Here is a 19,314-nt window from a genome sequence, read left to right on the forward strand (position 1 = left end):
GGTCTAACACTCCTGGCGATGGAACGGTCGGCCGTCGCAGAACTTGTCGCAGAGGATGTGCGCCAGGAGCGAAGGCGTCGCGAGCCTGCGTCAGAACACGCGTCATCACGTGAATGATTCGCATGACGAGCCACTGGGCCCTGGGAATGCTGCACCTCGCAGTGGGCATCATCACCTGGTTCCACGCGCGCCTACCGAGATAAGCTCCAAGCTCCGGGATGTTGGCCCCTCAATTGCTTGGGGCTGAGGCAGCCCCCCGTCTCGACACTGGAAGCCGAGCCCCCATGTGTTCCCGCCCCTTCGTCCCTGCCCTCCCGGCCGCTACCACCTCGTCTGTTCGCTCCAAGGAGGTGGCCCTGTGAGCCGCATCGCGGGATGGGTGTTGCTGGTACTGGCGCTGGTCGTGTCGTACCGCCCGGCCGAGGCCGCGCAGGCGAAGAAGACGCAAGCGCAGAAGACCCGAGTCGCGGTGCTGCGCCCGGAGGGCCGCCAGGCGGATGCGCTGCGCAGGGTGCTGACGCAGGAGTTTGGCAAGAAGGGACGCGGGCGAGAGGTGCTGCCCGCGAAGAAGGTGGATGCCCAAGTGAAGCGCATCCGCGGCGGTCCAAAGACGGATGCGCAGCGGCAGGCGCTGGCAAAGAAGCTCGGCGCGGACGTGCTGATCCTCGCCTCGGTGAAGGGGACGAAGCGCTGGGACGTGGAGGTCCGCGCCTACTCCGGCAAGGACGGCACCCTCCTCGCGGAGGAGCACTGGGACGTCCGCACGAACCGCGCCTTCCCCGACGTGCGGCGCGAACTCGAGCCCAAGCTGGGCGCGGCCCTGAAGGCGAGCCCGGAGCAGAGCCTCCCGCCTGCCGCCGTCACGCCTCCGACGCCTGTCTCCGAGCCGGAGGTCGCGCCCCCGCCCCCCATCGCGGAGGCACCTCGCCCGGCGTTGGTGAAGCCTCCTCCGCCCACCGTGAAGAAGGAGGAGCCGCTGGTGGAGCCCGAGCCGAAGGCAGCCGGCCTTCGCAACCTGGACGGCCCCATCCTGGAGGCGCTGCTGTCCGGACAGGGGATGTTCCGCCGCTTCAACTTCTCGGGCAGCAACGCCAACGCACTGCCCGACTACAGCCTCAACAGCGCCGCGGCGGCGAGCTTCTCGGTGAGCTACTTCCCGCTCTCCCACTTCACGGATGGGATGGTGCACAACCTGGGTATCGTGGCGCGGGGCTCACGCGCCCTCGGGCTGTCCACACGGCTCCCGGATGGCTCCGAGTACGGCACCACCGCGCAGTTCGTGGAGGGAGGCCTGCGCCTCCGCCTGCCGCTGCCGTGGCTGGAGGTCTCGGTGGGCGCGCTGTACGGCACCCACTCCTTCGCGGTGGAGCTCCCGCCGGAGAGCACCTTCGCCATGCCCGACGTGGACTACCGCTTCGCGCACGTGGAGCTGGGCCTGCGCAAGGCGCTCACCGAGCGATGGGCCATCGCCGCGCGCGTGGGCTACCAGCACGTGCTGAGCGGCGGCGAGCTGTCCTCGGACGACTATCTCCCGAAGCTGAGCGGCTCCGGACTCGATGGCGAGCTCGCCGTGGAGTTCGCCCTGACGCGCATTTGGGGTCTGCGGCTGGGCGGAGAGCTGCGGAGCTACTCCTTCACCGCCGACGCCGCGGAGGGAGCCCCGGTCTTCGCCGGCGGCGCCAAGGACCTGTACTTCAGCGGTCAGCTCGGCGTGTACCTCAGGCTGTAACACCACCGCATTGAGGGGGTCTGTCCCCCACGCATGTGGCGCCTCCTCCCCACTTTCCGCGAGGCCCACACGAAAGATGCAACGCGTATGCACGCGTGACACGAGTTTTTCAGTATCCGTGTCATCGGGCCATTCGACCGATGCGCGTGCGAGTCGCGGCTACATTGACAGGAACGCATCATCCATCTGATTGGTATGTCTCCCAATGATGGAGGCGCTCGTGCCGAGGATGCGGTCACAACGGTTGTCACGAGAGCCAGCGGAGCGGGGACGGTGGTGGCGCCCGGTGGTGCTCGGGCTGGTCTTGAGCGGGGCTGCTGGCTGCGAAGGAACCATCTCCAACCCGGAGGGCCCCGGTGGAGGGCCCGGCCCCGGTACGCCCCCGCCCACCGCCATCGAGAAGCCAGCCCCGTCCGTGCGAATGGCGCGCCTGACGCACGTGCAGTGGACGAACAGCGTGCAGGAGCTGCTCAGGCTGGACGCACCGCCCACCACGCTGGCGGGCACCTTCCGCGCGGACCCCGCCCAGAGCGGCTTCCTCTTCGACAACGATGCGCGCGCCCTCTCCGTCGACGAGGCCCTCTGGGGCGCCTACCAGCGCGCCGCCGCTGAACTCGCCGGCCAGGTGACGACGGACGCGACGAAGCTCGCGCGCCTTTTGCCTCCGTCGGCCGCCACCGGCGAGGAGCGCGCCCGCGCCTTCGTGGAGTCCTTCGGCCTGCGCGCGCATCGGCGCCCGCTGACGTCCGAAGAGGTGGAGAGCTACCTCGGGCTGTACCGCAAGGGGCCCCAGGCCTACGCGGACATGTCGGACTTCGAGGGTGGCATCCGGCTGGTGATTGAAGCCTTCCTTCAGTCGCCCCACTTCCTCTACCGCGTGGAGCGCAGCACGCAGGCCGTGCAGGACCGGGTGCCGCTCGACGACTACGAAGTGGCTTCGCGGCTGAGCTACGGCCTCTGGAGCGCCATGCCGGACGACGCCCTGTTCGCCGCCGCGAGCGAGGGCACCCTGCACTCCCGCGAGGGCGTCGCCACACAGGCACGGCGCATGCTCCAGGACGCGCGCTCGAACAAGGTGGTGGAGGCCTTCCACCGCACCCTCTTCGACGTGCCCCGCTATGCCGCCATTCGGCCCTCCCTCACGCGCTACACGCAGGTGTCCGAGCGCCTCGGGGAGTACGCGACCCAGGAGACGACCCTTTTCGTCCAGGACGTCGTCTTCTCCCGCAAGGGCGGCTACAGCGACCTGCTCACCTCGCCGGCCACCTTCGTCAACGACGAGCTGGCGCGCGTCTACGGGCTGAGTGGCACGTTCACCGCCGACTTCGTCCCCGTGACGCTGGACTCGCGCGAGCGCAAGGGCGTGCTCACCCAGGTGGGCTTCCTGGCCTCGCACGCGACGTCGGTGGACCCGGACCCCATCCACCGCGGCGTCTTCGTGTCCGAGCGCATCATCTGCCGGAAGATTGGCGCGCCGCCGGCCAACATCCCGCCGCTCCCCGCCCCCCAGGGCCGCACCAATCGTGAGGTCGTCGCCTCGCACACCGAAGCGCCAGGGACTGCGTGCGCCAGCTGCCACTCGAACCTCATCAACCCGCTCGGCTTCCCCTTCGAGAACTTCGACGCCATCGGCGGCTACCGCACCACGGACAACGGACATCCGGTGGACGCCAGCGCGTCTCCCAACATCCACGGAGAGACGGTGTCGGTGCGCGACGCGCTCGACCTGGCGGACGCACTCGCGGCCAGTGAAGCGGTGCATGCGTGCTACGCGAAGCACTGGGTGGAGTACCTCCACGGGCGCCCGTCCGCCCACGAGGATGTGACGCTGGTGGAGCGGCTCGGAAAGCTGTCGCAGGCGGGCAACCTGTCCATCGTCGACCTCGTCGTGGAGGTCGTCACCAGCGAGGGATTCGTGAATCGCCACCCGGAGGAGCTGCCATGAAGCTGAGTCGCCGGATGGTGTTGAAGGGCCTGGGCGGGACGATGCTGAGCCTGCCGCTTCTCGAGGGGCTGATGCCGAGGACCGCCCGCGCGGCGGACTCAGGGGTGCTGCCGTACGCCATCTTCTTCCGGCAGGCCAACGGCGTCGCCTCGGCTCAGACGACGTCGGAGCTCGGCGCGGAGCCGGAGCGCTTCTGGCCGCGCACCCTGGGTGCGCTCACCGCGGAGAGCATGGCCGGGCGGGCCGTGGGCGTGCTCGATGACCACCGCGCGCACCTGCTGCTGGTGCGCAACGTCAACATGAAGGACTACAACTACGGGGACGGCCACGCCCGCGGCGCCATGCAGGGGCTGACCGCGCAGGGCCCCGTGGTGGAGGGCGCGGGCGGCGGCTCCGAGTCCGCGGGCGAGTCCATCGACCACCGCATCGGCCGCGAGCTCAATCCGCAGCAGCGTGACTCGCTCGTCTTCTACGCGGGCCGGCGTGGCGGCTGGCTCGGGGGGCCCTGCCTCTCCTACCGGAGCAGCAACGTGCGCCGGGCCGCGCTGCATGACCCGTGGAATGCGTACCAGACGATGATTGGCGGCCCGGGAGGACTGACTCCCGAGGCTCGCGAGCAGCTCCTCGTCCGGCAACGCAGCGTGAACGACCTGGTGAAGGCCCAGCTCCAGGCGCTCCAGCAGCGTCCCGAGCTGAGCGCGTCCGACCATGAGCGCTTGGACCTGCACCTGTCCAACGTCCGGGACCTGGAGGTCGCCCTGAGCTGCCGCATGCGCGCGGACCAGGAGCTCATCCTCCAGCAGCAGTCGCCCGGCTATGACAGCACGGACGGCACCGAGGTGCTCGCCACCGCCAGGCTGCACATGGACATCGCCGTGATGGCGATGGCGTGCGGCACCAACCGCGCGGCCGTCATCCAGGTGGGCAATGGCAACGACGGCGACACGCGCTACCGCAACCCGGACACGGGGCAGTTGATGGAGAACTTCCATTACGTGTCCCACCGTCGCTCGTCGCACGACTCCAGCGGCGGCATCATCACGGGTTCGGACCTGCTGCACCACCACGTGGACGTGCAGTTCGCGAGCGCCTTCAAGCACCTCCTGGACCGGCTGGTGGCCTACCAGATGCCGGACGGAAAGCGACTCATCGAGCACGGCGTGGCTGTCTGGTACAACGACCTGGGCAACGGGCCGGCCCACTCGGCGCGCAATGTGCCCTTCGTTCTGGCGGGGAGCTGCAATGGCTTCTTCAAGCAGGGCGTCTACGTCGAGGCGTCCGGCGGCGGCAATCCCAACCACAACCGGATGCTGAACACGATTGGCACCGCCGTGGGGCTGAGGAACGCCGCCGGCGGGAACCTGGACGACTTCGGCGACCCGTCGCTGACCAAGGGCGTGCTCTCCGAGCTCATCGCCTGAGTGGACGATTGCGACCTGCTCCAGTGTCCTGCGCTGGAGCAGGTCGTTCAGGCAGCGTGACCACGCTGTCCGTGGAGCTGGGGCAAGCGCACCGGGACAGAGCACGGCGAAGCGTTACGAATCTTCGCATCTCAGTCATTCTTGCCCCTCATGTGCCTACCCAGAATTCGATCGCTGCGTCATGAGCGGTTCAAGGCGTTCGAGTCCTCGGAGAGAAAAGCCGGGAATGAGTTCGGGCAGGGCTTCATTCGGGGAGGTGGATGGTGCCCTCCACGCACGACAGGTCCCTCGCTCCAGGTCCTGGAGGAGCTGGGGCACTGGCGTCAGGAGGCCGCCCTTCGCGCCGGCCCTCAGGCCCCGGCGGCCCGGAGATGAGAGCGCCGACGCGACGACGCGGCTGGCTCGCCGCGCTGGAGCGCGGGCAGCGCGTGACTCACGGCCGCTCGAGCATGAACGCGGTGATGGAGTAGCGCTGGTGGCCCTGAGCGGCGGGCAGCCACTCAGTCACTCGGTGGAGCGCGCCCACGGCGCGGAAGACGAAGACCGAGTTGAAGAGGGGCGGCACGCGGATGCTGTCCCACGCGCCTTCGGGATGCGGGAAGGCGAGGACACCGCCGAAGCGCTCGTCCCAGGGGCGCGTGAAGTTGAACACCACCGCGAGCCCTTCCTCCTGCGTGTCGTGATGTGGAGGGAAGGACTCCCCCACCTCCATTCGGGAGACCTGGACCTGACGGGTCTGGAGGGGCCGGGGCCAGCCCACGAGGTCCGCGAAGAAGGCAGCGGCCTCGTCACTGCGCAGCCAGGCGCAGAAGTCGATCAGCGTGGAGGGGGGCTGGCGCGAGTCGAGCGGCGCCACGTGCAGGGGATAGGGGCCGTGGTGATGGCGCCGGAAGAGGGCCTGACGGAGGGCGGCGTGGAGGGCCTCGGCGCGCTCGGGCAGCAGCGCGTCCTGGAGGCAGACGTGGAGCACGCGACCGCCCTCTGAGAACTCGCGGCGGATGGTGGCGCGCAGGGCCTCGGATGCCACGGCGAGCCGCGTCCAGGGCCTGGCCGCGTCGAGATGCCGCGGCACCGCGCGGACGGCACCGAAGATGCCCTCGGCGAAGTCCGGGATGAAGAAGCCGCTGGGGCGCTCAGGCCTGGGCGACGAGGTAGCTGGCGAGTCGGGTGATGACTTTGCCATCGCGCGGGTCATCGAAAAAGGAGATGGCGGGGGTGGGATTGAACTCGAGGGCCACGAAGGCGCCCTCGGGAGTGCGGCGCAGGTCCACGGCGGTGAAGACCATTCCCAATGCCTTGGCGCCACGGACGCAGAGGTCCCAGGCCGCGCGAGGCAGTCGAGCGGGTCTGACCTTCTCCAGGTTCTGCCGCGCGTCGACCACGCCCTCGGTGGGAATCTGGAAGGCGGCCACGGGCTCGCCCGCAAGGACGTAGGCGCGGAACTCGTCGCCCTGAATCTGTTCCTGGAAGAGGACGGGACAGTTTCCGAGCAGGGTGAGCCGCTCGTCGGTGAGGTCGGCCTCGCTCAGCTTGCGCACCATCGCGCCGCCGCCCAGCGGCTTGTAGACGACGTTCCGGTGGCGGGCGAAGAACGCGCGCACCGCGTCCGGCGAGTGGGTGGCCAGGCTCGAAGGGACGGGGACCTTGTGGCGCGCGAGGAGCGCGAGCTGGTGGAGCTTGAGGTAGTGCAGCTCCACGGCCTCCATGGGATTGACGAAGGAGCAGCCGCGCCGATGGAGGGCGCGCACCACCGAGTGGAGGAAGGACTGGCGCTCCCGCTCGGCGAGGTATTGCTCCTGCCAGCGCGGGAAGTTGCGCTCGGTCAGGGCCTCGGCCTCTGGAACGGGGAGCGAGAGCCGCAGGTTCTTGACGTAGAAGGAGCGCAGGTCGCTGAGACACTCCTTCTCCCAGTGCACGACACCGTCCTCCCAGTCGAAGGTGACGGTGTCGGGCACCCGCTCCGTCTCCACGATGATGGCGCTCGCCCGACGACGCTCCACGGCTTCAGCCACATACCGGGTGGCGTCGTCCGTGCGCGAGCCGATGAGAACGACCTTCTTCCGAGGAGCCATGAGCGGCGGCTGACGTCCGGGGCGTCAGGTCAGCTGTTGCCCCGGAAGGGGTCGTCGGCCATGACCTTCACGAGCCCACCGTTGTTCGGAGGCGTGAACGGACCGCTGATGTCGGGCAGCGTCGGCTCATCCATCTTCACCTTCACGAGCCCACCGTTGTTCGGCGGCGTGAACGGACCGCCGATGTCGGGCAGCGTCGGCTCGTCCATCTTCACCTTCACGAGCCCACCGTTGTTCGGAGGGGTGAACGGACCGCCGATGTCGGGCAGCGTCGGCTCGTCCATCTTCACCTTCACGAGCCCACCGTTGTTCGGAGGGGTGAACGGACCGCCGATGTCGGGTAGCGACGGCTCGTCCGCCTTGACCTTCACCCGGCCGTCGAAGAACTTGGGCAGCGCCTTCTCGAGTCCCTCCGGGGCCTTGATGTTCGGAGGCGTGAGCGGGCCATCGAAGCCAGGCAGCGACGGCTCATCCGCCTTGGCCTTCACCCGGCCGTCGAAGAACTTGGGCAGCGTCTTCTCATGCCCCAGCGGGGACCCGACGAAGCGGTCCGCCAGCTCGCGGGCCTTGGGCGTCAGCTTCACTTTCTCGAAGACATCGCGCAGCTGCTCGTGCTGGTGAGGGGTGAGCGAGCTGGCATCCGCGCCCTTGAGCGCCTTCTGGAGGGTGGGCGCTCCCACCTGCTTGCCACCACGGGTGGCCTCCTTCAGTCGGGTCTCGAGCGAGGAAACGAATTGGGTCGGTGATTTGATAGGGCGCATGTGGACTCCGTTGAGAGTTATCGCCTCCCCCCATGCGGAAGTTGCTCGTTTCTATGAAGTCGAGAGGGTTTCTGGGACGAATTGAAACCCTGCCCCCCCTCGGCGACGCTGAGCCCAGAGGTCTTTGAGGATGCCGACCGTGGGCACCAGGAAGACACCCTTCTGGCGGATGAGCTCCAGGGCCGCGCGGTCCGCGTTGTGGCAATGCTCGATGGAGTCCGCGCCCGCGGCGAGTGCATTGCGGACGCCCTCGGGCGTCATCGCGTTGACGGCCACCTTGCGCTTCACCTTGTGCGCCTCGTCGATGATGACGCGCAGTTCGTCGACGGTGAGCGTGGGCGTGGCCCAGTCCGCGTAGACCTTCAGCAGGTCCGCGCCCTGCCCCAATTGCTCACGTGCGGCGGGGCGGGCCTCCTCCACCCCGCTGACGAACTGCGCTCCCGTGGGCAGGTCCTTCACGTCGGGAGAGGTGCCAACGGGTGGTAGGCGCCCACCGCCGCGATGCCACGGGTGGCCACCAGCATGCGAGGCCCCTCCACGAGCCCCTGGCGGATGGCGTCGCGCAGCGCCACGTCGGCGAAGCCGCTGCCCTCGTTCTCCACATCGCGCACGGTGGTGAAGCCGGCGCGCAGCGTGGCCCGCGCATTCGCCGCGCCCTCCAGCGCGCGGGTGGCCTGGGACTTGGTGAGCAGGGCCAGCTCGTAGCCGTTCGGCGTCTCCGACTCGCGCGCCATCAGGTGCGTGTGGCCGTCGATGAGCCCCGGCAGCACCGTGGACGTCCCCAGGTCCACCACCTCCGTACCCTCGGGGATTTGCAGCCCGGGGCCCACCTTCACGATGCGGTCACCCTCGATGAGGATGACCGGCTGGGCCACGTACTTGCCGCTCTTCACGTCGAGCATCCGCGCGGCGCGCACGGCGACGCGGCGGGCTGGGCCGTGGCGACAGCTCCCAGGACGAGGGTGAGCAGGGACAACACAGGGGCAAGCCGCTTCACGAAGCCTCCGAAGGGAATCAGGAACGCAGCGTAGCGTGCGGCGCGTTCAGGACACGACACACTCTCTCAGAACTCTGAGGGTTCAACGGCCGCGAGCCTCAGATCTTCGAGGAGCCATTCCGCTTCGGATTCGGGTAACACTTCGTGGTGCGACAGGGGCCGACTGTCTCGTGACTCCATTGGGAGGGGAAACCATGTCCTGGAAGCACCCTGGCTCACTCACGCTGCTCACGCTCTGCCTGGCCGCCTGTGGAAGCCCCACGGGCAACGAGTCTCTCGACGCCGAGGGCGCGGCACTCGACACACCTGACGTGCAGCAGCCCGCGGAAGCGGCCCCGGAGCAGCCCGAGCCCCGCGGGCCGCGCACCCTCGTGGTGCCCAAGCACTACGACACCATCCAGGCCGCCATCGACGCCGCACAGCACGGGGACACGGTGTACGTCGCGCCGGGCGTCTACTCCGAGCACGTCGTCCTCAAGAGCGGCATCCGGCTCATCGGCGCGGGCGCGCCCATCACCCTCTGGGACGGCCTGGGCGAGCCCTTCAACCTCATCGACTACTCCGGCGCCAGCGACGTGGAGATCTCCGGCTTCACCTTCCGGAACGTGGGCTCCGACACGTGGTGCACGATGACATCCGACCTGGACCGCTGGTGCGGCGGCAACTGGTACGCCTCCGCCATCTTCGCGGACGGCCATGACGCGACGACGTCCGCGCTCGTGACGAACAACATCTTCGAGGGCAACGGCACCGGGGTGCTGCTCTACTTCCACGCGCTCGCGGACGTGCGCCGCAACCTCTTCTGGAGGAATGACTACGCGCTCGCCTTCAACCACCTCCAGGACGCGGCGGTCGTCGAAGAGAACATCTTCTGGAAGAACACCTCGCTCGCCCTCGGCGTGCAGGCGGGCCAGGTCGACATCCGGCGCAACGTCTTCGCTGGCTCAGCCGTGGGCCTCAGCCACATGTACGTGCAGACGGGGGACATCCGCTGCAACGTCTTCTTCCAGAATGACCAGCACGTCGCGGAGACCCACGCCGTCCCGCCGCGCGTCGTCCTGGGTGAGAACGGCAACGTGGTGCTGGAGCCGCTCTTCAGGGACGCCGACGCGGGCGACTTCCGCCTCCGCCCCGACTCGCCGCTGAAGCTCGCCGACTGCCTGGGTGACGTCGACGTCACCTTCGAGGGCCTGGGGCTCGTGGCCCCCTGAGACGAGGACGCCGCCAGCCCCACCCGGTTGGACTCACGGGGGTGCTGGCGGCGTGCGTGGAACGGAAGCTCCGTTCCGCCTCTCAGCCGTGCGTGGCCGGCCGGGGCTCGTCGGTGCGAGGCGGGTGCGGGCCCGACTCGGCATCCGGCTTCTTCCCCAGCCTCGCTCCCACCCGCGTCTTCATCCGGTCCGCGATGACGTAGAAGGCGGGCACCACCAGCAGGCTGAGCACGGTGGACACGGACAGGCCGCCGAGCACGGCGATGGACATGGGCGCGCGCGTCTCCGAGCCCGCGCCCAGCGCCGGCACCGCAACCCGCCACCATTCCGGCTTCGACATGCACGCCAGGGTCCACGGCGCCGACTCCTCACTCAACGTCTCTCAGCACGTCCTTGGCCGGACGGATACGGATCGACCTGCTGCCAGTAGAGGTGCGGGTCCACTTGGAAACTCGCGGAGAGCAGGCTGCTCACGCGCGAGAAGATTGCGTTCATACGCCGCTCGCTGGACACCACCGGTCATTCCCTTCGAACTTCCGGCCCATTCCTCCCGTGTGCCTCCCATGCGAAATGCCACCCGGTTGAGGAGGGCGTGTGCCCATGAAAGTCGTCGTCGACCTCACCCGCTGCCAGGGGTATGCGCAGTGCGCCTTCCTTGCGCCGAGCGTGTTCAGGATGCAGAGCGGGGATGCGCTGCTGTACGACTCCAACCCCGACGACGCCCTTCGTGAGCAGATCAAGCGAGCCGCTGCGGCGTGCCCCGTCCAGGCCATCCACATTGGCGGGATGGGCACCCTGGCGGCGATGCGAAAAGAGCCTGCACAGCGACGGAAGCCCAGGGGGCCCGTGCGTCTCACCGATGCGGAAGCGGCGTTCAAGCGCGGTGGCCGCATCGTTATCGTCGGCGCATCCCTGGCCGGGTTGACTGCCGCCCTCATGCTCCGCACCCAAGGCTTTGCTGGGTCGTTGACCCTCATCGGGGATGAGGCCTGCGACCCGTACGACCGGCCGCCGCTCTCCAAGCAGGTCCTGACAGGTTGGGTGAAGGCAGACCACACCCTATTGCCTTACAGCGACGAGCTCGATGCGGACTGGCACCTGGGAGTCCGTGCCATGGGACTGGATCTGGCCAGCAGGCAGGTCCTCCTTGCTGACGGGAACAGGGTCCAGTTCGACCGGTTGCTGATTGCGACGGGGGCGCGTGCCCGGCCGTGGCCCAACGACGCGGAGGCGTCGTTGGAGGGCGTAGAGGTGGTGCGCACCCGCGACGATGCGGCCCAGTTGCAGCGCCGTCTGGCCGCCAGACCCGGCCGGGTTCTGGTCATCGGCGGCGGGTTCACCGGCTCGGAGGTCGCCTCCGCGTGCCGCGAGCTGGGTCTGCCGGTGACCGTCACGGAGCGGGGGGCCACTCCACTGGTGGGGGCGCTCGGCGGAGTTGTCGGGGCGGTCGCAGCCGCCTTGCAACGCGACCATGGCGTCGACCTGCGCTGCGGCGTCACCGTCACGCGGCTGGCGGGGGATGCAAACGGGAGGCTGCGGCGGGCCCACTTCTCCGACGGCTCGACACTGAACGTCGACGTGGCCGTGGTCGCGCTAGGGGCGATCCGCAACGTGGAGTGGCTGCGCGACTCGGGGCTGGCGGTGACTCGATGGGGGGTGGCCTGTGATGCGGCCTGCCACGCGTTCGACATCAACGGCCTGGTGACCAGGAACATCTTCGTCGCCGGGGACGTGGCCCGCGCCCCTCACCCGCTCTACGACTACCAGTTCCTGTCCCTCGAGCACTGGGGCAACGCGGTCACCCAGGCCAAAATTGCGGCCCACAACATGCTCAGCCCGGAAGCGGACCGCTGGCCACACCTGACCATCCCCACCTTCTGGTCCACGCAATTCGGCGTCAACATCAAATCGGTGGGTGTGCCGACCTTCTCGGACGCGCTCGTCATCACCCAGGGCTCACTCGCCGAGCGCCGATTCGTCGCCGTCTACGGCTACAAGGGGCGTGTCACCGCCGCGGTCGCTTTCGACCAGCCCAAATGGCTGGAGTTCTACCAGGGCTTGATCGATGCGGCCGCGCCGTTCCCGCCCGCCTTCCGCACCGTCCATCAGCCCGCCGAGATGCGGCCCGTCCCTCCCGAATTTCCGAAACGGGCCGTGTCCGACCACGAGGCCACCGTCATGGTCACCGGCCGTGAACCCTACGAGCGGCGGGTCCGGTGGGTGTACCGGCACCTTTGAGCCGAGTGTCGGCAGCCGCGTCACCCCTCCCCTCCAACGGACTCAAGGAGACCGCTTCATGGCACAGGCCAGCATCTTCGAGCAGATCCTCGACCCGGCCAACCGGGCCAACCCCTACCCGCTCTACGCCGAGTTGCGGAAGACTCCCGTGGCGCGCGAGGCCGACGGCACGTACATCGTCAGCACCTACGATGAGATTGTCGCGTTGCTCCACGACCCACGGGTCAGCTCCGACATACGCAACCTCGTCCGGCAGGCCGGTGCCACGCCCTCTCCCCAGGAGGGCCCTCCAGGGCTGCCAGAGCCCTTCATCCGGCGCGACCCTCCCGACCACGACCGGCTCCGGAAGCTGGCGATGAGGCCCTTCGGGCCGCCGCACACCCCCGGACGCATTGATGCCCTTCGTCCCTGGCTGGTCGAGACCACCACGGGCCTGCTTGACGCGCTCGCGGGCAAGAACCAGGTCGACATCGTCGGCGACGTGGCCTACCCATTCCCTGTGACTGTCATCTGCAAGCTGCTGGGAGTCCCTCGCGAGGACGAAGCGCGCTTTCACGAGTTGGCCGACGCGGGCGTCGAGACCCTTGACCCCACCACAGGGACGATCGAGCAGCGAAAGGCCAAGCGCGACCGGACGAAAGCGGAGCTGGGGCAGTACCTCGCTGCGCTCGCCGATGCCCACCTGCGCCAGCCCGGCGGCGACCTGCTCTCCGGGTTCCTGACGGATAACGGCCCCGACGGGCGGATGTCGCGGGAAGAGGTGTTGAGCACCGCCGCGTTGCTGCTCGTCGCTGGCCATGAGACCACCGTCAACCTCATCGCCAATGGCATGCTCACCCTGCTGCGCCACCCCGGCGTGTTCGAGCGGCTGCGCCGCGAGCCCGAGCTGAGCATCCCGCTGGTCGAGGAGCTGCTGCGCTATGAACCACCGGTGCAGTTCCTGCCTGACCGAGTCACTCTGGCCGACATCGACATTGCCGGCACCACCATTCCCCAGGGCTCGCCGCTCGTGCTGATGCTCGCTGCGGGCAGCCGCGACCCAGAGCGCTTCGACGACCCCGACCGCTTCATGCCCGACCGGCCCAACAACTCGCACCTGGGCTTCGGCAGTGGCATTCACTACTGCTTTGGCGCACCGCTTGCCCGGTTGGAGGCACAGATTGCCTTGACCGAACTCGCCTGCCGCCTTGAGCACCCCAGGCTCGTTGCCGACCCGCCCCCCTACCGGCCCAACCCGACCTTGCGAGGTCCCCTCCACCTCCTCGTCGAGGTCGACGGCATCCGGGCGGCGGGCGTGCGATAGCGTCTGCCCCGGCTCACTGACCAAAGGCGACGGGCTTCGTCATGTTGCACGTATGTCGCAGGAACGTGCGGAATGGGCTGGAACAGGACGGGACGAGTCGGAACGCGGCGGGATACCGACTCCTAAGCATTCCGGGCGGATACGAGGTAAGGGCGCGATTCTGCTAGAGGTTTCGCACCGCCCGGCGCGGGTTCGATTCCCGCCGCCTCCAACTCTCACCGGCGGAGGCTGGTTGCGAACAGGCTCCGGCATGAAAATCTGCGCTGGCTCCACTCAATATCTTGCCAGCCAGGGCACGCTTGAAGAGCCGTGGACGGCCGAGCAGGTGCTCCCCTGCGCCCCTGCGTCCTTCATTCACATCAACATCGCGTTCACCTCATCCGTGAACGCGTGCTCGTCATCCCCGTACAGCACCGGCGGCGGCAGCACCGTCAGGTCCGCCCTGCCCGCCTTGACGGCATGGAGCAGCACCAGCTTCGCGGGCCGGTCCGCCAAGGGATGCACGCACCGCACGGTGCGCGGCTCCATCCGGTGAAGCCTCAGCACGGACGTCAGCTCCCCGATCCGTGACACCGGATACACCATGAACAGCGCGCCGCGCGGCACCAGCAGGTGGTCCGCGGCGCACACCACGTCCTGGAGCTCACATGTCAGCTCGTGCCGGGCAATCGCCTTCTCCATGGACATGCTGCTGCGTCCGGATGCTCGCGTCCGATACGGCGGATTGCGCAGCACGTGCGCGAAGCTGCCCGTGCACCCCACCGCCACAAATCGAACCCAGCGTCTCCCCCGCCCTGGCTGGAGTTCGAGCGGAACACGCCGGGGAAGAGCCTCCGGCGGGCTTGGGCTCAGGACCCGCACGCCAGGAGGTCAGGCCTCCCGGTCCAGATAGAGCAGCCCCGCCGGTGGCAACGGTTCGACCCGCAGCGTGCTGGGTGGCAGCGTCGCCTGAGCCTCCATCACCGCGCGCACCTCCCACAGCGGCGGCGGATTGAGGGCGAAGCCCGCCTGAAACATGCCCGACTCGACGCCTTGCACCAGCGACTCCAGCCCCTGCACCGGGAACACCTGCGAGTGCCCCGGCGCCTCCGGGTCCTTGATGCCCAGCACGGTCCGCAGCACCAGCGCGTTGAGCAACGCCAGGTCCAGGCTCCGCAGCGTGGGATTGCGCGGCGCCCCCTTCAGGTGCGCCAGGTCCAACCCCTGCCGGAACCGGAGGATGCGGCCTCGGCCTCCCGGCAACACCAGCAGCACCGCGTGGTGCCCGGTGATGAGCGTGGCCAGTCGCTCTCGCGCCACCGCGAGACCGCGCGGGGTATTCAGGGGCTCATCCAGCTCGTAAACGCGCGCATACGCCGTCACCAGCGTGAGGAACGTCTCCTCCTTGAAGGTCTCCACGCCCTTGAGCGCGCGGTGGATGGGCAGCAGCTCCAGCCCCGGGTCGGACAGGGGAACGACGGCCGCCAGCGTCGGGCCGCGCTCATCCAACGCCGCCAGCGGGCGCATGGGCGCTTCATCCAGCACGGCCTGGAGCCGCTTCGACACGGGAGAAGGCTCGATGCGCCGCAGCGACAGGGTGTTCTGTCCGTAGCGCCCTTCCCACACGACGATGGCGCGCGCAGAAGCCTCCGCGAGCAGTCCGCGCAGCACGCCATGGTCATCCGCGGTCAGCGTGACAGCGGGCTCCGCTTCCCAGGCCCTGGGCCGGTACGGGTCATGCTCCAGCGAGGCGCCCGCATCCGGATTCAGGGCACATAGGAGGAAGCGCACCGGCGGGCCACCGAGCTTGCCAGCGGGTCCCTGCACCTCCACCAGGTACATCGCGGGGCGTGTGTCCCTCAGCAGCGCGCCCGAGTCCCGCAGGCGCCGCAGCTCCGCCGTGGGATTGGCCGCCTCCAGGAGGGGGCGAACGTGTGACGGCTGGGGCACCGCATTGCCACGCGGCACGTAGCCGCTGGGCTCCAGCGAGGAATCCAGCGAGCCAAGAAGGGCCGAAAATGGATTGACGCGCGCCATGTCGGGGGGAAGGTGGTGCCTCCTGCCCCGCCGTGCCATGGCGCGCGCCTGGTTGCCCTAGGCCGCGTCTACCACCAGACGTTCGTGTACGGCCGGTCCTTCTCTGAGCGGCCAGCCATCTTCAGGGCGGAGCGGTCCACGCTCTCCTCCCACAGCAGGCTCACCGTGGTGATGGCCCCCGCCGAACCGAGGAACGACAGGACGTACGGCGTGGACTGATCGAAACCACCCAGCACCAGGCCGGAGAGGAGCAGCACCACGGCGCCCACGCCGCCGCCGAAGATGTTGGCTCGGACGATTTGGGACGGCGTCGGGTTGTAACGCATGGTGGCCAGCGCCAGCGCGCCCGCGCCGATGCCCGGCGCCAGCAGCAGCGTGTCCCGCCACGTCTTGCCGGACACGGGCGTCCCGGAGAAGTGGATGATGGCCAACAGCAGCGCCGCGTAGGCCGCGCCCCAGCCCGCACCGGACGAAATCAGCAAGCCGTCGTTGAGCGGAAGCTGGCCACCGCCAATGCCCGCCGTGAGCCACGCGCCCAGCTCCGCGCCCAGGAAGGCGGACCACGTCAGGACGCCCGCGTCCTGCGTGAAGAGGTCCATCAGGCCCGCGGTGAACATGCCGCCCACCACCGAGTTGGCGATGCCGAAGGTGGCCATGGGGCGGTCCACCCAGTTGTTGAACTGCCACCACGACGAGGCACCGAAACCCAGGCCCGCGCCGATGAGCGTGCCCGCCAGCATCGCCTCACGCGAGCTCTTGTCGAAGTTGAAGTCGCTGGCGAACGCCTGCGTGAAGAAGCCACCCAGCGCGCCCAGCGTCGTGTGATGCACGATGAAGCTGAAGCTGCCCGGACCGGAGAGGAACGGGCCCTGGCGCGGCCTGCCGTCCAGCATCACCCCGGTGTCCTCCACGGGAGGCACGCCCCGCTTCGCCGTGGCCCGGTCGTCCGGCGTCAGCGGCGACTGCGGCTTCGTCCGCAGCGAGTCCGGATCCGGAGGCAGCGTGGGCGCGTCGCTCGCCGTCGCGGTGTCACCCGGGTAGCGAGCCGGGTCCTGCCCATCCGAAGGGGGATAGGCGTTCTGCGCCGGGGGGTAGCTCTGCTGCGGCTGCGCATACGGGTCTACCGGCTGCTGCTGCGGCTGCGCGTACGGGTCCGCGGGCTGCGTGGACTGCGGCGGTTGCGCATATGGATCCGCTGACGGCTGCTGCGTCTGCGGCTGCGCATACGGGTCCACCGGCTGCTGCGTCTGCGGCGGCTGCGCATACGGGTCCGCGGGCTGCGCGGACGCCGGCGGCTGCGCGTATGGGTCCGCAGGTTGCTGCGCCTGCGTCTGCGGCGGCTGCGCGTACGAGTCCGCGGGCTGCTGCGGCGCCGTCTGGCGATACGTGGGCTGCGGAGGGGCCGCATAACCCGCGGGGGCAGACGGAGGCTGCGCAGACGCCGGGGATGGATAGGTTCCGTCAGCCTGCGCCTTCGCGGGCTCCGGAAGGACCAGCGCGAGAGCGAGGGCGGTGATGGGGAGATAGCTCCAGCTTCTCAATGATGACACGCAAGGACTCCTTCGGTCCGGCCGGACGGGAGAAAACCACAACCTGTCCTCGGGTGCCGGAAATTGGAGCGCCGCCCGACCTTCCCTGTCCCCTCGTTCACAGCCACGCACTTCTTTTCCTCCGCGACGCGAATGCGGCTCGCGTATCAGTGAGGCCCCATGCCTGAAGGCTTCTCGTGGTCCGAACTCGGCGTCGATTCGGCGCGCGTCCAGGTGGTGAAGGACCTCCCCCTTCCTTCCGGCCGCCGCGACTTCGTCCTCTACTGGTGCATGGTCAACCATCGCGCCGAGCAGAACCACGCGCTGGATGCCGCCATCGGTCTGGGCAACCACCTGGGCCTTCCCGTCGTCGTCTACCAGGCCATCCGTCCGGACTACCCCCATGCCTCCGACAGGCTCCACGCCTGGGCCCTGGAGGGGATGATGGACATGGCCACCGGCTGCGCCGCGCGCGGGCTGCCCTACTGGCTGGAGCTGCCCCGGACCTCGAAGGAGCACCGTCCCCGGCTGGCCCAGCTCGGCCGGCGCGCCGCCGCCATCGTGTCGGACCTGTTCCCCACGTACATCATCCCGGGCCACCTGCGTGGCGCCGCCAAGGCCCTGGACGTGCCGCTGTTCGCCGTGGATGCGTCATGCGTGGTGCCCATGCAGCGCATCGCCACGCGACAAATTGGCGCCTATACCTTGCGGCCCAAGCTGAAGAAGCTGTGGCCGGAGTACCTGGACCGCGCCGTGCCCAACCGCGCGGTGAAGGCCGCCGCGGCCGGACGCAAGCTGGAGCCGGACTTCGCCACGTCGGACGCTCGCGAGGCCCGCGAGTCCCTGGACGCCTTCGACTTCGACCATTCGGTGGCGCCCATCCAGGAGCGCGGCGGACGCAAGGCGGGCCTCGAGGCGCTCCAGGCCTTCGTGCACCAACGGTTGGAGGGCTATGACGAAGGCCGCAACGACCCGGGCCTGGCGCGGCAGTCCAACCTGTCCCCCTTCTTCCACTGGGGCAACCTCTTCGCGGGAGAAGCCGCGCGCGCCGCCATCCGCGCACGCGGCGCGCAGGATGCTTCGGTGCAGGGCTTCCTGGAGGAGCTGCTCGTCCGCCGTGAGCTGGGCTTCAACTACTGCTTCCACACGCCGGGGCCGCAGCAGCTCTCCGTGGCCTCCCTGCCTCCGTGGGCAAAGGAGACGCTCACCCGCCACCAGAAGGACTCGCGCGAGCACCGCTATTCTTTGAAGCAATTGGAGACAGCGCGAACCGCGGACGGCTTGTGGAACGCGGCCCAGCGCGAGCTGGTGGAGCGTGGCCGCATCCACAACTACCTGCGCATGCTGTGGGGGAAGAAAATCCTGGAGTGGACGCCATCCCCCAAGGAAGCGCTGCAACGCATCGCGTTCCTCAATGACAAGTACGCGGTGGATGGCAGGGACCCCGCGAGCGTCGCCAACTTCATGTGGGTGCTGGGACTGCATGACCGCCCCTTCCAGGAGCGGCAGGTGCTGGGCAAGGTGCGGCCCATGAGCTCCCTGCGCACGGCAGCCAAGTACAACCTAGCCCCCTACCTGGAGCGCTGGGGCCGCCCAGAGGACCCACCGGTGAAGCTCAAGCGCGTTCGCAAGACGGCAGGCCCGTGAGCAAGCCTGTTGACATCCGCGCGCCCAAAAGTGACACGGCGGTTCCATTCCCGCTCGGGCACGGCTAAACGCACGAAGCGGGACACCGAGATCAGGAGCCAGCCATGGGAATGATGAAGTTCGATATCCCCCACTCCCTCCCCAAGGAGGAGGTCAAGCAGCGCGTCGATCAGCTGCTCCAGTACTGGGGCGGCAAGTACGGCGTGAAGGCGGACTGGCAGGGGGAAGGCGCGAAAATCGTCGGCAAGGTGATGGGCATCCAGATGGATGCCTCGTTCGTCATCACCGACAAGGCCGTCGAGGGTGAGGGCACCGACCCTGGCATGCTGCTGCGCGGCCAGGCCAAGAGCTACCTGCAGAAGAAGTTCGGCGCCGTGCTCGACCCGAGCAAGAGCCTGGACCAGGTGAAGAGCAGCCTGGACTGACGTGAAGCCGGGGAAGCGGC

The 19,314-nt window shown here is 68.8% G+C and carries 16 protein-coding genes and 1 pseudogene; 8 read left to right on the forward strand and 9 right to left on the reverse strand.

Translation table 11 applies throughout. From position 1 onward, the window contains the following. Positions 1–358 precede the first annotated feature (358 nt). From FMP39_RS25930 to FMP39_RS25940, 3 genes are all read left to right on the forward strand, one after another. Positions 359–1,729 (forward strand): hypothetical protein, encoded by a 1,371-nt coding sequence (locus tag FMP39_RS25930; RefSeq protein WP_141592857.1) that lies wholly within the window; start codon positions 359–361, stop codon positions 1,727–1,729. 229 nt (positions 1,730–1,958) lie between these two features. Next, on the forward strand, positions 1,959–3,674 hold the full coding sequence (locus FMP39_RS25935) for a DUF1592 domain-containing protein (RefSeq protein ID WP_228558338.1): 1,716 nt from the start codon (positions 1,959–1,961) through the stop codon (positions 3,672–3,674). Then, positions 3,671–5,095, forward strand: a complete 1,425-nt coding sequence (locus tag FMP39_RS25940) for a DUF1552 domain-containing protein (RefSeq protein WP_141592858.1) — start codon at positions 3,671–3,673, stop codon at positions 5,093–5,095. Before FMP39_RS25935 ends, FMP39_RS25940 begins: the two co-directional genes overlap by 4 nt. Before the next feature lie 433 nt (positions 5,096–5,528). Here FMP39_RS25940 and FMP39_RS25945 read toward each other — a convergent pair whose 3' ends face one another. The 5 genes from FMP39_RS25945 to FMP39_RS38500 are packed head-to-tail and all read right to left on the reverse strand — an operon-like array spanning position 5,529 to position 8,845. Further along, entirely contained in the window at positions 5,529–6,278 is a 750-nt protein-coding gene (locus FMP39_RS25945; protein WP_228558339.1) for a 2OG-Fe(II) oxygenase, read from the reverse strand. After that, complete coding sequence (locus FMP39_RS25950) at positions 6,229–7,167, reverse strand: RimK family alpha-L-glutamate ligase (protein ID WP_141592859.1); 939 nt, start codon at positions 7,165–7,167, stop codon at positions 6,229–6,231. The genes FMP39_RS25945 and FMP39_RS25950 overlap by 50 nt, the downstream gene beginning before the upstream one ends. Positions 7,168–7,196: 29 nt before the next feature. Beyond that, on the reverse strand, positions 7,197–7,928 hold the full coding sequence (locus FMP39_RS25955) for a hypothetical protein (RefSeq protein WP_141592860.1): 732 nt from the start codon (positions 7,926–7,928) through the stop codon (positions 7,197–7,199). Between the two features lie 51 nt (positions 7,929–7,979). After that, entirely contained in the window at positions 7,980–8,387 is a 408-nt protein-coding gene (locus FMP39_RS38495; protein WP_141592861.1) for an amidohydrolase family protein, read from the reverse strand. Then, a complete protein-coding gene (locus FMP39_RS38500; protein ID WP_194858566.1) occupies positions 8,384–8,845 on the reverse strand; it encodes an amidohydrolase family protein in 462 nt (153 codons plus the stop codon). The genes FMP39_RS38495 and FMP39_RS38500 overlap by 4 nt, the downstream gene beginning before the upstream one ends. 274 nt (positions 8,846–9,119) lie before the next feature. Here FMP39_RS38500 and FMP39_RS25970 point away from each other — a divergent pair, with 274 nt between their 5' ends. Beyond that, the gene (locus tag FMP39_RS25970; protein WP_141592863.1) at positions 9,120–10,136 is read left to right on the forward strand and encodes a nitrous oxide reductase family maturation protein NosD; all 1,017 of its coding nucleotides are present in this window, start codon (positions 9,120–9,122) and stop codon (positions 10,134–10,136) included. Positions 10,137–10,218: 82 nt separating this feature from the next. On the opposite strand, the pseudogene FMP39_RS25975 reads toward FMP39_RS25970, so the two are convergent. After that, positions 10,219–10,449 (reverse strand): annotated as a pseudogene (locus FMP39_RS25975) (efflux RND transporter permease subunit); the annotation flags it as partial. A 287-nt stretch (positions 10,450–10,736) separates the two neighbouring features. On the opposite strand from FMP39_RS25975, the gene FMP39_RS25980 reads away from it, so the two are divergent. Further along, the gene (locus FMP39_RS25980; RefSeq protein WP_141592864.1) at positions 10,737–12,374 is read left to right on the forward strand and encodes an FAD-dependent oxidoreductase; all 1,638 of its coding nucleotides are present in this window, start codon (positions 10,737–10,739) and stop codon (positions 12,372–12,374) included. 58 nt (positions 12,375–12,432) lie between these two features. Then, the gene (locus FMP39_RS25985; RefSeq protein ID WP_141592865.1) at positions 12,433–13,677 is read left to right on the forward strand and encodes a cytochrome P450; all 1,245 of its coding nucleotides are present in this window, start codon (positions 12,433–12,435) and stop codon (positions 13,675–13,677) included. 354 nt (positions 13,678–14,031) lie between these two features. Here the strand turns inward: FMP39_RS25985 and FMP39_RS25990 are convergent, their stop codons facing one another. The 3 genes from FMP39_RS25990 to FMP39_RS26000 form a co-directional block, all read right to left on the reverse strand. Beyond that, positions 14,032–14,364, reverse strand: a complete 333-nt coding sequence (locus FMP39_RS25990) for a hypothetical protein (RefSeq protein ID WP_228558340.1) — start codon at positions 14,362–14,364, stop codon at positions 14,032–14,034. Positions 14,365–14,547: 183 nt separating this feature from the next. Continuing rightward, positions 14,548–15,693 (reverse strand): DUF1015 family protein, encoded by a 1,146-nt coding sequence (locus tag FMP39_RS25995; RefSeq protein ID WP_194858567.1) that lies wholly within the window; start codon positions 15,691–15,693, stop codon positions 14,548–14,550. A gap of 68 nt (positions 15,694–15,761) precedes the next feature. Then, positions 15,762–17,234 (reverse strand): hypothetical protein, encoded by a 1,473-nt coding sequence (locus FMP39_RS26000; protein ID WP_141592876.1) that lies wholly within the window; start codon positions 17,232–17,234, stop codon positions 15,762–15,764. A 168-nt stretch (positions 17,235–17,402) separates the two neighbouring features. Between FMP39_RS26000 and FMP39_RS26005 the strand changes: the two genes are divergently transcribed. Further along, on the forward strand, positions 17,403–18,869 hold the full coding sequence (locus FMP39_RS26005; RefSeq protein ID WP_141592868.1) for a deoxyribodipyrimidine photo-lyase: 1,467 nt from the start codon (positions 17,403–17,405) through the stop codon (positions 18,867–18,869). Positions 18,870–18,973: 104 nt separating this feature from the next. After that, positions 18,974–19,294, forward strand: coding sequence for a polyhydroxyalkanoic acid system family protein (locus tag FMP39_RS26010; protein ID WP_140792507.1), 321 nt, complete (start codon positions 18,974–18,976; stop codon positions 19,292–19,294). Positions 19,295–19,314 lie beyond the last annotated feature (20 nt).

This window comes from Myxococcus sp. AB056, from assembly GCF_006547365.1.
In the GTDB taxonomy this organism is placed as follows: domain Bacteria; phylum Myxococcota; class Myxococcia; order Myxococcales; family Myxococcaceae; genus Myxococcus; species Myxococcus virescens.